Origin of the sequence: Atopomonas sediminilitoris, assembly GCF_022601735.1 — a bacterium.
Classification (GTDB): Bacteria; Pseudomonadota; Gammaproteobacteria; order Pseudomonadales; family Pseudomonadaceae; genus Atopomonas; species Atopomonas sediminilitoris.
In genome coordinates this window covers 96,546-110,061 of record NZ_JAKUMM010000008.1, presented here as the reverse complement: position 1 = coordinate 110,061, position 13,516 = coordinate 96,546, and the positions used below count along the sequence as shown (strand labels likewise).

At 60.1% G+C, this 13,516-nt stretch carries 13 protein-coding genes; 4 read left to right on the top strand and 9 right to left on the bottom strand.

From position 1 onward, the window contains the following. Positions 1-16: 16 nt before the first annotated feature. Positions 17-835 carry an aldo/keto reductase gene (locus MKI83_RS13510; protein ID WP_241587311.1) on the bottom strand — a complete coding sequence of 273 codons (819 nt, stop codon included), beginning with the start codon at positions 833-835 and terminating at the stop codon, positions 17-19. Continuing rightward, positions 832-2,034 (bottom strand): FAD-dependent oxidoreductase, encoded by a 1,203-nt coding sequence (locus tag MKI83_RS13505; protein WP_241587309.1) that lies wholly within the window; start codon positions 2,032-2,034, stop codon positions 832-834. Before MKI83_RS13505 ends, MKI83_RS13510 begins: the two co-directional genes overlap by 4 nt. Before the next feature lie 181 nt (positions 2,035-2,215). On the opposite strand from MKI83_RS13505, the gene waaA reads away from it, so the two are divergent. Next, positions 2,216-3,502 carry a lipid IV(A) 3-deoxy-D-manno-octulosonic acid transferase gene (gene waaA, locus MKI83_RS13500; RefSeq protein ID WP_241587307.1) on the top strand — a complete coding sequence of 429 codons (1,287 nt, stop codon included), beginning with the start codon at positions 2,216-2,218 and terminating at the stop codon, positions 3,500-3,502. Here the strand turns inward: waaA and glpE are convergent. The 7 genes from glpE to MKI83_RS13465 are packed head-to-tail and all read right to left on the bottom strand — an operon-like array spanning position 3,499 to position 10,911. Then, the gene (glpE, locus tag MKI83_RS13495) at positions 3,499-3,813 is read right to left on the bottom strand and encodes a thiosulfate sulfurtransferase GlpE (RefSeq protein WP_241587305.1); all 315 of its coding nucleotides are present in this window, start codon (positions 3,811-3,813) and stop codon (positions 3,499-3,501) included. The genes waaA and glpE overlap by 4 nt on opposite strands. Continuing rightward, complete coding sequence (locus MKI83_RS13490; RefSeq protein WP_241587303.1) at positions 3,810-4,634, bottom strand: symmetrical bis(5'-nucleosyl)-tetraphosphatase; 825 nt, start codon at positions 4,632-4,634, stop codon at positions 3,810-3,812. The genes glpE and MKI83_RS13490 overlap by 4 nt, the downstream gene beginning before the upstream one ends. Position 4,635: 1 nt before the next feature. After that, positions 4,636-5,022, bottom strand: a complete 387-nt coding sequence (gene apaG, locus MKI83_RS13485; RefSeq protein ID WP_241587301.1) for a Co2+/Mg2+ efflux facilitator ApaG/CorD — start codon at positions 5,020-5,022, stop codon at positions 4,636-4,638. A 4-nt stretch (positions 5,023-5,026) separates the two neighbouring features. Next, entirely contained in the window at positions 5,027-5,830 is an 804-nt protein-coding gene (gene rsmA, locus MKI83_RS13480; RefSeq protein ID WP_241587299.1) for a 16S rRNA (adenine(1518)-N(6)/adenine(1519)-N(6))-dimethyltransferase RsmA, read from the bottom strand. A gap of 41 nt (positions 5,831-5,871) precedes the next feature. Then, on the bottom strand, positions 5,872-6,873 hold the full coding sequence (gene pdxA, locus MKI83_RS13475; RefSeq protein ID WP_241587298.1) for a 4-hydroxythreonine-4-phosphate dehydrogenase PdxA: 1,002 nt from the start codon (positions 6,871-6,873) through the stop codon (positions 5,872-5,874). Then, positions 6,873-8,168, bottom strand: a complete 1,296-nt coding sequence (locus MKI83_RS13470) for a peptidylprolyl isomerase (protein ID WP_503128449.1) — start codon at positions 8,166-8,168, stop codon at positions 6,873-6,875. Before MKI83_RS13470 ends, pdxA begins: the two co-directional genes overlap by 1 nt. Beyond that, the gene (locus tag MKI83_RS13465) at positions 8,149-10,911 is read right to left on the bottom strand and encodes an LPS assembly protein LptD (protein ID WP_241587292.1); all 2,763 of its coding nucleotides are present in this window, start codon (positions 10,909-10,911) and stop codon (positions 8,149-8,151) included. The genes MKI83_RS13470 and MKI83_RS13465 overlap by 20 nt, the downstream gene beginning before the upstream one ends. Before the next feature lie 131 nt (positions 10,912-11,042). Between MKI83_RS13465 and MKI83_RS13460 the strand changes: the two genes are divergently transcribed. From MKI83_RS13460 to MKI83_RS13450, 3 genes are read left to right on the top strand one after another with little or no spacing between them, the layout of a single operon-like run. Next, complete coding sequence (locus MKI83_RS13460; RefSeq protein ID WP_370867401.1) at positions 11,043-12,065, top strand: aminoglycoside phosphotransferase family protein; 1,023 nt, start codon at positions 11,043-11,045, stop codon at positions 12,063-12,065. Then, positions 12,062-12,745, top strand: a complete 684-nt coding sequence (murU, locus tag MKI83_RS13455) for an N-acetylmuramate alpha-1-phosphate uridylyltransferase MurU (protein WP_241587290.1) — start codon at positions 12,062-12,064, stop codon at positions 12,743-12,745. The genes MKI83_RS13460 and murU overlap by 4 nt, the downstream gene beginning before the upstream one ends. Next, the gene (locus MKI83_RS13450; protein WP_241587288.1) at positions 12,730-13,506 is read left to right on the top strand and encodes a TerB family tellurite resistance protein; all 777 of its coding nucleotides are present in this window, start codon (positions 12,730-12,732) and stop codon (positions 13,504-13,506) included. The genes murU and MKI83_RS13450 overlap by 16 nt, the downstream gene beginning before the upstream one ends. Positions 13,507-13,516: the final 10 nt, after the last annotated feature.

Here is a 13,516-nt window from a genome sequence, read left to right as displayed (position 1 = left end):
GAATTGGGCGGGCGTTCTAGTGGCGCGGTGCGGTCAGTTGCGCCAAGACCTGGCATGCCGTCGCCACATTGTGTGACAAGTGCTTCGGGGTGATGGTTCCGATGATCACGCTGCTGACGGCTGGTTGGGCAAAGATCAGCTCGAAGCTGGCGTGCACGGGGTCAGCCCCGTTTTGCAGGCAAACGTGCCCACTGGCGAGGGCTTTTTTCACCAAAATGCCCTTGTGCGCGCTGGCGGCGTAATCCAGCACGCCTTGCTCACCTTGTTCGTTGAGGTTGAAGGTGACCATGGCGCAGTCGCCGTGTTGCAGCGCAGCAATGCCGCCGTCGAGGGTCTTGCCAGAAAAACCAATCGCGCGGATCAAGCCCTCATCGCGCAAGCGCAGCAGAGTGGGGTAGACCTCGGTGTGGTTCAGCACCTGCAGATCGTTGCCATCAGAGTGAACCAAGACCATGTCGAGATAGTCGGTGTGCAGGCGTTGCAGGCTGCGTTCGATGGAACGGCGCGTGTGCGCGGCGGAGAAATCAAAGTGCGACTGACCATTGTCGAACTCTTCGCCAACCTTGCTGCAGATTAGCCATTGCTGGCGCTGACCTTTCAGCAGTGGGCCTAGGCGTTGTTCGCTGCTGCCGTAAGCAGGGGCGGTGTCGAGCACATTGATGCCGGCATCGTGCGCTTGTGCCAGCAGATGACGTACGGCGTCGTCGTCCGGTAGCTCAAAGCCTGTGGGGTACTTAACGCCTTGGTTGCGGCCGATTTTGACGGTGCCTAATCCCAGTGGCGACAGCTGCAGGTCGGTGCTGCCAAGGCGTCGGTAGTAGGGCTTGAGGCTCATGCGAACAGGCGCTCCCAAGGGGCTTGGCCCAGCGCCGGGCGTGGCAGGTCGGGGCGCGCGCCATTGGCTTGCGGGGTAATGTTTTGTGCGCTCAAGGCGGCCAACACTTGGTCGGCTAAGTTGGGCGATAAAGCAAGCTTGGTGGGCCAGGCGACCATCAGTGCGGCATCGCTATGCAAAAAGGCATTGTCAGGACGCAATAGGCCGTTTTGAGCAGGCTCTGCGCGTTGTACGCGCCAAGTGGCAAAGCGCGCGCTGGATAAGTCCACCCATGGCAGCAAGTCGGCTAACTCGTGTTTCGCGAAGGCAATTTGGCTGGCTTCATCGCGGGCAACGCCGTCGGCTTCGGCTAAGTCGCCGCCTAAGTTCCACACGATGTCGCCATCGGCGGCGATATGACTGGTGATGGTGGTGCGCGGCTTGGGCCCCATGCCTAAAGCGTGGGCATACAGCAGGGGCAGCTTCGGTGCTTTGACCAGCACTTGGTGCAGCGGGCGCACTTGCTGCTGCGGCGTGCTTAAGCCCAGCTGGCTGAGTAAATCGGCGTTGCCCAGGCCTGCGCTTAACACCACACGCTGGGCTTTGATTTCGATCCCGTCGGCGCGTAAGCCGCACAGCACACCACCTTCGCGCAGGGGTAAGAGCTGCTCGGCCCGCACGAAGCTGTCGCCGCCCAGTTCAACCAAACGCGCGACCAGCTGCGGCACATCCACCACCACTTCACTGAGGCGATAGGCTTTGCCTTTGAAGCTAGAGTTTTTGAACGCCTCGGGCAGATCCGCTTTGCTGCAGGCTTCGGCACGGCCGCGCACCGATTTGCTGGCAAAGAAGCCGGCCAAACCACTGATAAGACTGCCGGGTGACCAAAGATAATGCGCTTCAGAGAGTCGGCGTACGCCTTGTAAATCCAGCTCGCCACGGCCTTCTAGGCTGGCAACCCAGCGGCTCGGCATGTCGGCAATCGCTTCGCTCGCGCCGGTGAGGCTGCCGCTCAGTGCGTACTTGATACCGCCATGGATGATGCCTTGCGAGCCCAAAGTCTGTACGCCGCCGAGGGTGTTTTTCTCGACCACAACGGTGCTGAAACCTGCCGCACGCAGCCGCGCATTCAGCCACAGACCGGCGATGCCGCCGCCGGCGATCAGGATGTCTGTGGTTAGCGATGAGGTGGCGTCAGCAGCTTGGGCGGGGGCGGTCATGGTCGGCCTCGGTAAAAATTTGCCGCAGTATACCGCGCCTGATCGCGCGCACTGTTTTTTGCAGTGGCGAAGGTGTCGCGGGATGTTTCATTTATCGGCCCACACTTATCGGCCCACACGGCTCGGCAAATTAGCTGGCGATGGTCGCATTTGCCTGGGCCAGCGGCTAAGCTGCGCGGCCATGAATAGATCACTTTATACCCTGCTATTTTGCCTGTTATTGCCACTGATTTTGCTGCGCTTGGCTTGGCGTGCCTGGCGCGCACCGGCTTATGCGCGGCGCATCGCTGAGCGCTTTGCGTGTTATCGCCAGCCGCTGCGTCAAGGCGGAATTTGGCTGCACGCGGTATCGGTGGGTGAGAGCATTGCCGCCGCGCCGTTAGTGCGTGAATTGGCCGCGCGTTATCCCGATTGGCCGATCACGATTACGTGCATGACACCGACCGGCTCGGAGCGTATTCAAGCCTTGTTTATGCAAGGCGCGCTGGCTGAGCGCGTGCAGCATGTGTATCTGCCCTACGATTTGCCATGGCTAGCCCGACGTTTTTTGGCGCGGGTACAACCCAAGCTCGCCATCATCATGGAAACCGAGCTGTGGCCTAACCATATCGCCGCTTGCGCGGCTCACGGTGTGCCGGTGGTGTTGGCCAATGCTCGGCTATCGGCACGCTCGGCGCGTGGCTACGCCAAGCTGAGCGGGCTCACCGCTCCGATGCTGGCCCAGCTGAGCGCCATCGCGGTGCAAACGCAAGCCGAGGCCGAGCGGTTTTTGCAGCTGGGTGCGCGCGCGGAGACGGTACAGGTGACCGGTTCGATCAAGTTCGATATTCGGGTGGATGACAGTGTGCTGGCCGTGGCCGAGCGCTGGCGTGAGGACTGGCACCTGCAAGCGCGACCGGTGTGGGTGGCGGCCAGTACTCATGCTGGTGAAGACGAGCTCATGCTGGCGGCGCACCGACAGCTGTTGGCACATTATCCCGACGCGCTGTTGATTTTGGTGCCGCGCCATCCGGAGCGTTTCGCCAGTGCCTATCAGCGCAGTGTCGAGGCTGGATGGGTCACCGAGCGTCGCTCAACCGGCGCACCAGTGGTTGCCGCAACGCAAGTCTTTGTCGGCGATAGCATGGGCGAGTTGATGCCATTGATGGCTATGGCGCAGCAGGTGTTTGTCGGCGGTAGCTTGGTTGTGCATGGCGGACACAATTTGCTGGAACCGGCGGCCTTGGGCTTGCCGGTGCTCAGCGGTCCGCACGTGTTTAACTTTTTGGAGATTGCGACCCTGCTGCGAGATGCCGGCGGTTTAACCACCGTGCAAGACGCCGACAGCTTGGCCTGCGCTTTGATTGCCGGCTGTGCTCAGCCGACGCAGGCGCAAGCACAAGGGCAGTGCGCGTTAGCGGCGGTAAAGGCCAATCAGGGCGCGCTGTCGCGCTTGCTGGCGCTGCTGGATGCAACGTTGCCCGCTTAGCGAGCCACGTCCTCGGGAAACAGGCTTTGCCACAAGGTAAAGCCGCCGTCGAGGCTGTACACCTCATCAAAACCTTGCTCGGCCAAGTAAGCGGCCGCCTGTTGGCTGGAGTTGCCGTGGTAGCACACCACAATCAGCGGGCGGTCGTGATCGGCTTCGATCAAGTAGCGCGCCAGGCTGGTGTTGTCTAAGTGTTGGCATTCGGGGATATGACCTGCGGCGAAGCTGGCTTCATCACGAATATCGACCCACTGCGCATTGCGCTCACGCAGGGCAGCGGCTTGTTCTGGGGTAATGCGTTGGTAATTCATGCGCTCTCTCGGGGTTTACAGGCGCAGCTAAGGCGCTCTTCGCTGTGCAGGTTTAATAAGGTCAGACGCCCGCCCCACACGCAACCGGTGTCGAGCGCGAACAGCCCCGGCACCTCGCACTGGCCTTCCAGCGCTGCCCAATGGCCAAAGATCAGGCGCTCTCCGGCCATCGCGCGTGGGTGACTAAACCAGGGGGCAAAGCCTTCGGGGGCACTGTCGAGGCCTTCTTTGCTGGTTAAGTCCAGCGTGCCATCGGGATGGGTGAAACGCATGCGGGTGAAGTAGTTGGTGATCAAACGTAAGCGCTCGACGCCCTGCAGTTTTTTATCCCAACGCGCCGGTAAGTTGCCGTACATCTGGCGCAGAAAGTCAGTAATGGCGTGCTGATCCCGCAGTACGTATTGCACCTCGGCAGCGCGTTTGAGGGCTTTTTCGCGGCTCCACTGCGGCGGTACGCCGGCATGCACCATGCTAAAGCCGAGCCGGCGGTCGTCATGCATCAGAGGTTGCATGCGTAGCCAGTCGATCAGGTCTGCGCTGTCGGGGGCCTCCAGAATGGGCCGTAGGGTGTCGCTGCGCCGCTGCCGCTCATCAACCAGCGCGCAGGCAATTAAATGCAGGTCATGATTGCCCAATACCGCGACGACGGCGTTGCCAAGGCCACGCAAGTAGCGCAGCGTTTCGAGTGACTGCGGGCCGCGATTCACCATGTCGCCGGCCACCCATAAGGTGTCACGACTGGGGCTGAAGTCGACGCGCTTGAGCAAGCAGTGCAGCGGCTCGAGACAGCCTTGTAGGTCACCGACGGCGTAGTGGGTCATGTCAGTTTAAGACGCCGGGCTTGGCCAGCCGGAACGGGCTGATCGGCGCGTCAAAGCTGTGCTCGTCCGACGCCTGCATGCGATAGCTGCCGTGCATGCTGCCCACTGGGGTGTCCAGCAGTGTGCCGCTGGTGTAGGTGTGGCTTTGTCCGGGGGCTAGCAAGGGCTGCTCGCCGATCACGCCGGCCCCGCGCACCTCCTGCACTTTGCCGTTGCCGTCGGTGATGATCCAGTGGCGGGTCATCAGCTGTGCCGGTAACAGGCCGAGGTTGCGCACTGTGACGGTGTAGGCAAAGGCGTAGCGCTGGTCGTCTGGCAGCGACTGCTCCGGCAGGTAGCGGCTGACCACTGTGACGCTGATGTGATAGCGCGGATCTTGCTCGGTCATGCGCTTAGGCTCCTTGCATATCGTGCAGACGATTTGCCAGTGCGACGAACTGGGCCAAGGATAATTGTTCAGGGCGCAGGCCTGGATCGATGTCGCAGGCTTCAATATCCGCGGCGCTGAGCAGGCTCTTTAACGTGTTGCGCAAGGTCTTGCGCCGCTGGTTAAAGGCTTCGCGCACCACATCTTCTAACAAGGTTGGATTTTTTGCAGGATGCGGCAAGGTAGCGTGTGGGGTCAGCCGTACGATGGCGGAATCGACCTTGGGCGCTGGATTAAACGCGCCGGGACCGACGGTAAACAGGTATTCCACATCGCAGTAGTACTGCACCATGATCGATAAACGGCCCCAGTCACCGCCGCCGGGGCTAGCTGCCATGCGCTTGACCACTTCTTTTTGCAGCATAAAGTGCATGTCGCGAATCAGCCCGCTGTAGGACAGTAAGTGGAAAATCAGCGGCGTTGAGATGTTGTAGGGCAGGTTGCCGACCACGCGCAGACTGGCTGGCGTGGTGCTGAGGCTGGCGAAGTCGAATTTCATCGCATCGCCTGAGTGCAGGGCGAAGTTGTCCTTAAGGCCGAATTTAAGCGTCAGCAGCGGCAGCAAATCTTGGTCGAGCTCAATCACATCGACGCGCGCCTCACTGCCCACCAGGCCTTCGGTGATTGCACCTTGGCCAGGGCCGATTTCCACCAAGTGATCACCTTGCTTGGCTCCGATAGCGCGCAAAATGCGGTGGATAACGCCGGCATCGTGCAGAAAGTTCTGGCCAAAACGCTTGCGCGCACGGTGTTGGTAGAGTTGCGTCATGAATAAGCTCCGCGGAATAGGCGGACAGTTTAACAGGCTGGCTAGCCCTTGGTGGCGCGCTGTTGGCTTTCGGCCATCTGGTACGCGGTGGTGAGGGCAACGTGCAGGCTGCCACTGTCGATGTTGCCGGTGCCGGCTAAGTCGAGCGCCGTGCCGTGATCGACCGAGGTGCGAATGATGGGCAGGCCGAGGGTGACGTTAACGGCGCGGCCAAAGCCCAAAAACTTCAGCACCGTGAGGCCTTGGTCGTGGTACATGGCCAGCACCGCATCGGCGTGCTCAAGGTGTTTTGGGGTGAACAAGGTGTCGGCCGGCAGTGGGCCGATCAGGTTCAAACCTTCTTGGCGCAGGCTAGCCAGTGTTGGCTCGATGATCTCAATTTCTTCACGGCCTAAATGCCCGCCTTCGCCGGCGTGCGGGTTGAGACCGCAAGCCAAGATGCGCGGTTGTTCAATGCCAAACTTGTGCTTGAGATCGTGATCGAGAATGCGTGCCACGCGGGTCAGGGTGTCGGCGGTGACGGCGTCAGCCACGTCGCGCAGCGGCAGGTGGGTGGTCACTAAACCCACGCGCAGGCCTTCGGTGGCGAGCAGCATCACCACTTGCTCGGTCTGGGTCAGGTCAGCGAGAAACTCGGTATGCCCACTAAAGGCGATGCCTGCCTCGTTGATCACGCCTTTGTGTACCGGGGCGGTGATCATGCCCGCGAAGTCACCCTTCAGGCAGCCTTCGGCAGCGCGGGTCAGGGTGGTGAGTACGTAGGCGCCGTTGCGGGCATCCAAGATACCGGGCGTGCAAGGGGCGGCCAGTGGCGTATCCCACACGTACAGAGCACCGACAGGGGCTGGCGTGCTTGGCCAGTCAGCCGGCGTGACTTGGATTAAATCGACAGAGAGCTTAAGCAGCGCGGCGCGCTCGGCCAGCAAGCTATGCGCAGCAATACAGATCAGCACATGCGACTGAGCCTGCTGACTTAGCAGCAGGCTCAGGTCGGGGCCAATACCCGCCGGCTCACCGGCGGTCAAGGCAAAGCGCAGGGGCATTACAGCTTGATTTCGACGAAGGCTTCGTCGCGAATCTGCCGTAGCCACAGGGCCAGTTCTTCGTCGTACTTGCGGTTACGCAGCGCGGTGCGCGCTTGGTGCTCGCGCAGCGCTTCGCTGCGGTCGGTGGCGCGACGGCCTTCAACGCGCAGTACGTGCCAGCCAAACTGGGTGCGGAAGGGTTTGGACACCTCATTGACCGCCGTTTGCTGCATTTGCGCGCGGAACTCCGGCACCATGGCATCAGGGCTGACCCAGTTAAGATCGCCGCCACTCAGGGCGCTGCCCGGGTCTTCGGAAAAGTTTTTCGCCAGTTTGGCAAAGTCTTCACCGTTCATGATGCGCTGGTACAGACGCTCGGCTTGTTTTTCGGCGTCTTGTTCGCTGCGAATTGCGCTGGGCTTGATCAAGATGTGGCGCGCACGCACTTCATCGACCAAGGCATTCACTTCACCGCCGCGCTTTTCTAGGACTTTGACCAGATAAAAGCCGCCAGGCATGCGCACAGGCTGCGTGGTTTCGCCGACGGCCAATTTGGGCGCTAGCTCGCTAAATACGCCGGGCAGTTGTGCGGCTTTACGCCAGCCAATCTCGCCGCCTTCTAATGCGTTTTCACCGGCGGAGCGGGCAATCGCTAATTGGGCGAAGTCGGCACCGTTTTGGATCTGCCGATACAGGTCATCGGCAGCGGCTTCGCTGGCGCGGATTTGCTCAGGCGATGAGCCTTCCGGCAGCGGCAGGAAGATCAGCGCCAAGCGCAGTTCTTCGGCCAATTGGATTTGCCCCAAATCGGACGACAGGAAGTTGGTCACTTCTTGATCGCTGATCTGGATGCGATCGGAGACACGGTATTCACGCACACGGCTGATGATCATCTCGCGGCGCACTTGGTCGCGCGCTTCGTCATAAGACAGACCGTCATTCGTCAGGGCTTGGCGAAATTGCGCCAAGCTCATGCCGTTACGCTGGGCGATGCTGCCGATGGCGCCATTGAGCTCATCGTCCGCAATGCGAATGCCGGAGCGGTCGCCAATCTGCAGTTGGATGTTCTCAATAATCAGACGCTCAAGCACTTGCTGTTGCAGTACGTGCTCAGGTGGCAAGGCGTTACCGCGCTTGCTCAGCGTTTGCCGGACTTCAACCATGCGTGCGTCGAGCTGACTGTGCATGATGACGTCGTTATCAACGATGGCGACCACGCGGTCGAGGCTCTGTAGCTGTGCCTGCACACCGCCGGACCACAGCACGGAGGCCATGGCGAGCGGGGCAAAAATCTTAGAAAGCTTGTTCTTCACGTTCACGGTAACCCTGAATGCCTTGATCGAGGAAAGATTCAGTCTTGCTGCCAATCACGCCGCCGAGACCTTTAAGAACGATTTGCAGGAAAATACCGCGATCGCCTTCTTCGTTAAGTGCTGGTGACAGGCTGAACTCGTCGTAATCAATCCAGTAACGGTTGATCAGACGCAGCTTCCAGCAGCAGCTGTCGTATTCGAAACCGCCGTAGGCTTCCAGCGTACGGTTGCGGTTGTAGTCGTATTGCCAGCGACCGATGGCACTCCACTGCGGCACCATGGGCCAGATGAAGGAGGCGTCGTGCTGTTCGACTTTGTAGTAATCCTTGATCACTTCGCCAGTGACAGGATCGGTGTAGTCGCCGCCGGTCTTCCAGCTGCCCGTGGTGCTGTCATAGATCACGTTGTCATTGCGATAGCGGAAGCCCAAGTTAACGATCTTGTTAACTTCTTTCTCTGGCTGGTAGTGGAACATCAAGCTGCCCGAGCGGGTTGAGCCGGTGTCCGGATCCCAGTTGAAGTCTGAGCTGAGGCGCCAGTCGCGGTTGAAGCGGTACAAGTAATCCATTGCATAGGGCGATACGTTGGCTTGGGAAGCTTCAACTTGCTTGAAGTTCACGCCGGGCATCTGCACTTCGCGATCGCGGAAGTACATGATTTGGCCCACGCTCAAGCGCTGACGCTCGAAACCGTTGCTTTCGATCCAGCGGTTGGTCACGCCCAGTGACAGCTGATTGGCATCGCCAATCCGGTCGCGGCCATTGAAGCGGTTTTCGCGGAACAGCGACGAGTAGTTGAACGTCGGCTCGCTGGAGTCGAAGTTGGGGATGTCTTGCTGATCTTCGTGCGGCACATACAGATAGAACATGCGCGGCTCGAGGGTTTGCCGGTAGTCGGTGCCAAACCAGTTGCTGTTGCGGTCAAAGTACAGGCCGCCATCCAAGCTCAACACCGGCAGGCCACGGTTTTGGCTGCTGCTGAACTTCTCGCCGGTGCGCAGGGTGCTCTTGCCTTGTTGATCAAGGTCGAGGTCATAGCTGGTGGCGAGGTACTTCAAACTGGGCTTGAAGAAACCGTAGCTCCAATCCATCGGCAGACTAACGCCGGGTTCGGAGTGCAAGCGGGTGCCGTCGGCGCGATCCAGACCGGTAATGCGCGTGTCAGGGCGTGCGCTGACGTTGCCGTCAACATCGGTGAAGTTGCCGGTGCGCAAGCTGCGCTCAAAGCGGACGACTTCGGCGGCGCCGGTAAATTGCAGGCCCATCGGCTGATAAGGCAGGGCGCCTTGTACGGACAGTTGCGGCATGCGGTTGTACGGGGTGACATCCACCACCGTGGCCATTTCATAGGCATGGGCGTTGAGTTGTGCGGTGAAATTATCACCACGCCACGTCAGCGTGCCGCGCTGGTCGATATAGCTGGGCGTGTTGATGCCCAGTTCGGTGTCGAGGTCTTGGAAGTAGTACGGATCGCTGATGTCGGTGTAATCGACTTCGGCGAGCAGGCGGTGATCAAGCCCCGTCTTGTGCTGCCAGCTGTACATCCAGCGATCTTTTTCGTAATCGGATTGCTTCTTGCGCTCGTCTTCGCTGTCACTCAGCCAGGATGCGCCGATCTGACCTTCGCTATTGCGGGTCATGTAACGGCCTTCGCCTTCCATCTGCAGACCACGGTTGGCCATGTAACGGGGGTACAAGGTGGCGTCGTAGTTGGGCGCAAGGTTGAAGTAGTAGGGCGTGACTAAGGTGAAGCCGTTGTCGCTGGAGCTGCCAATGCTTGGTGCTAAGAAGCCGGACTGGCGGCGGTCATCAATCGGGAAGTAGATGTACGGGGTGTAGAACACCGGAATATCTTTCACCCGCAGCGTCACGTTGGTGGCGCTACCAAAGCCGGTGGCTGGGTTCAGCGTGACGTTGTTGCCCTTGAGGTGCCAAGTGTTTTCGCCTGGCTCACAACGGGTGTAGGTGCCGTCTTTGAGACGAATCACGCCGTCCTCATTGCGCTTGGCGTACAAGGCAGAGCCGCGCACATGGCCTTGGTGGATCACGTATTCGGCGTTGTCGATTTCGGCTTCGCCATTATCGAGCTGCAAAGCGGCCTTGTCGCCGACCACCAGCATGCCTTCATCGCGCAGTTTTACCTTGCCGATCAGCTCGCCACGGTTTTCCAGTTGCAGTAAGCGCGCCTCGTCCGCTTCGATTTGCATCGAGCCTTGGCGTAGCACGACATCGCCGGCGAGCGTGGCAATTTGTTCTTTTTGCTCATAACGCGAAGCCTTGGAGGAAGCGAACATCGGCGCTTCATCCATGGGCGTGTCATCATTTAGGCCGCCTCGGGCAGGCTCAACGTAGCTGCCTTTGCAGTACGGGCCTACTTCGGCTAATTGGGCAGCGGTTAATTGCTCGCGCGGCACCCAGTCTAGATAGGCAAAGTCTCGGCTTTGCGCGGCAGCTTGGGCCAGCGTAGAGCCAGCGGCAGCGGCGTCGCGCTGTTTGCCTGCCGGCTTGCCCGCGACCTTTTGTGCTCGGGCAGGGCTGCTCACCGCGGTGGCGCTATGCTGCGGACGCGGCGGCACTACGGCAGCGGGCTGTTGGCTGTTACACGACCAGCCACCCGTTGCACTGGGTTTGCAGTCGAACTGCTCGGCGGCATGCACAAAAGCGCTGCTTAAGGGCTGAAGGGCCAATAGACTGCCGGTGATGAGCAGGGGGAACTTGCTGCGGAACTGAGGTTTCACTGCCATTGTTATGTTTGTCCGGGCTTCCTGCGCGCGACTGGCCAAAAACAAGGCCTCACGCCTTTCGCTGGGCTGAAAAGATTCTGGATAATAAAACAATGATGCGCACAACGGCTAGGGCTGGGGGATTGATGACGATGCAAATGGACAGCCGCGAGGCGGCCTGCCAAGAGTGGTTTGATGAATGTTTACAGCGGTTATGGCCGCAAAAGGACTGGCGTTGTGCCGCTGGCCGCTGGGCGCCAGCCAGCAGTGACGCGAGTTTCCGTCGTTATTTTCGTTGGGAGCTAGCTGGCACCAGCTTCGTGATTATGGACGCGCCACCGCCGCAAGAAGATTGTCGGCCTTTTGTGCAAGTTGCCCAGATGTTGGCGTCTGCTGGCGTGCCGGTGCCTGAAGTTTTGGCTCAAGATATTGAGCGCGGCTACTTATTACTGTCGGATTTGGGCAAGCAGACCTACCTTGATGTGCTCACCAGCGCCAATGCCGACATGCTATTTGCCGAGGCGGTGCAAGCCTTGCTGGCGCAGCAGCACTGTGCCGTGCCGGCAGGCTTTGCCGAATATGATCGCGCCTTGCTAGAGCGCGAGCTGCAGTTATTTCCTGAGTGGTATCTGGGCCGGCATTTGGGCTTGGATGTGGCGCAGTGGCAAGCCCGCTTACGCCCGCTGTTCGATACGCTGATTGATTCGGCTTTGGCGCAGCCACAAGTGCTGGTGCATCGTGATTTTATGCCGCGCAACTTGATGCTAAGCCTGCCAAATCCAGGGGTTTTGGATTTCCAAGATGCCGTTCTAGGCCCGATCACCTACGACATCACCAGCCTATTCAAAGATGCCTTTATCAGCTGGCCACAAGCTCGCGTCGATGCGTGGATCAACAGCTACTGGCGGCAGGCGCAGGCAGCAGGTTTGCCCGTGGCGGCAGAGTTTGCCGATTTCTTGCAGGCTTCAGATTTAATGGGTGCGCAGCGCCACCTCAAAGTGATCGGTATTTTCGCGCGTATTTGTCACCGTGACGGCAAGCCAAAGTATTTGGCGGATGTGCCGCGCTTCTTCAATTATTTGCGTGAAGTGTGCGTTCGGCGTCCTGAGTTGGCGGCGCAAATGAGCTGGCTGGAGGAAATCGCCACCATGCCCGCTGCCGAGGTCAGTGCATGAAAGCGATGATTTTGGCGGCCGGCAAAGGCGAGCGCATGCGGCCGCTGACGCTGCATACGCCCAAGCCGCTGTTGCCAGTGGCAGGCAAACCGTTGATCGAATATCACCTGGAACGGCTTAAGGCGCTGGGTGTGACTGATGTGGTGATTAACCACGCTTGGCTGGGCGAGCAAATTGAACAGCACTTGGGCGATGGGGCGCGCTTTGGTTTGCGCCTTCGCTACTCCGCTGAAGGCGAGCCTTTGGAAACCGGCGGCGGGATCTTTAAAGCGTTGCCTTTGCTTGGTGATGCGCCATTCCTGCTACTTAATGGCGATGTGTGGTGCGAACAGGCGTTGTCTGCCTTGCCGCAAACGCTCGATGGCTTGGCGCATCTGTTGTTGGTGGATAACCCCGCGCATCACCCGCAAGGTGATTTTCATCTGGATGCTCTTGGTCAGGTGCGTGAGCCACAAGCCGGTGAACCGGCGCTGACTTACAGCGGCATTGCGCTGCTGAGCCCTGCGCTATTTGCCGGCTGTCAGGCGGGTGCGTTTGCGTTGGCGCCGTTGCTGCGTCAAGCCATGGCGCAGGGACAGGTGTCGGGGCAGCATTGTCGCGCGCATTGGGTCGATGTCGGCACGCCTGAGCGGCTGGCTGAAATTGAACAGCGGGTCTTGGCAGCATGCCCTGGCCATTAACGTGGCTGGGCGCTTTGTTAGGCGCTGGCTTGGCGAGCATTCCCGGCGCACTGCTGGGGGCATTGCTGGGTCATACGCTGGATCGGCGACTGCGGCTCAATAGCGCCGAACGCGTCGGTTGGTTGTTGGCTAAGCGTGGCCTCTGGCCCGCAGGCGCAGTGCAGTGGCAGTTTCGCTTGCTCGGCGCGTTGGCCAAGGCCGACGGGGCGGTGCGCCCCGAGCATATCCAGCAAGCTCGCGAAGAAATGGCACAACTGGGTTTGGATGCCTTAGGTGAGCAAATCGCCATGCACGGCTTTGCCGAGGGCAAGCAGTTGGGGGTGGCGGTGGTGCGCGGCTTGCGCTGGCGCGGCCGGCTAACCGGGCAGGCGCAGCGCTTGTTGTGGTTGCAAAGCGCTTGGCGCATGGCATGGGCCGATGGGCGGATTGCCGAAGGCGAGCGGCACTTATTGGCGCGTGCCAGTGCTGCGCTGGGCATTGCTGGCGATACGTTACGGGCTTTTGGCCAGCAAGCGCGAGCCGAGGCGCAAGCGCTGCGCCAGCAGGGCGGCGATGGCTTGCTGGCGGCTTTGCGGTTGTTAGGCGTTGATAGCGCGACTGAGCATGCTGCGGTGAAGCAGGCTTATCGCCGCCTGTTGAGTCGGCATCATCCAGACAAGGTCGCAGGACAAGATGCCGCTGCAGTGCTGCAAGCCACCGAGCAAACGCGGCAGCTGCGAGAGGCCTACCAGCTGATCTGCCGGCGGCGCGGCTGGCGTTAGCGAGGGCTCA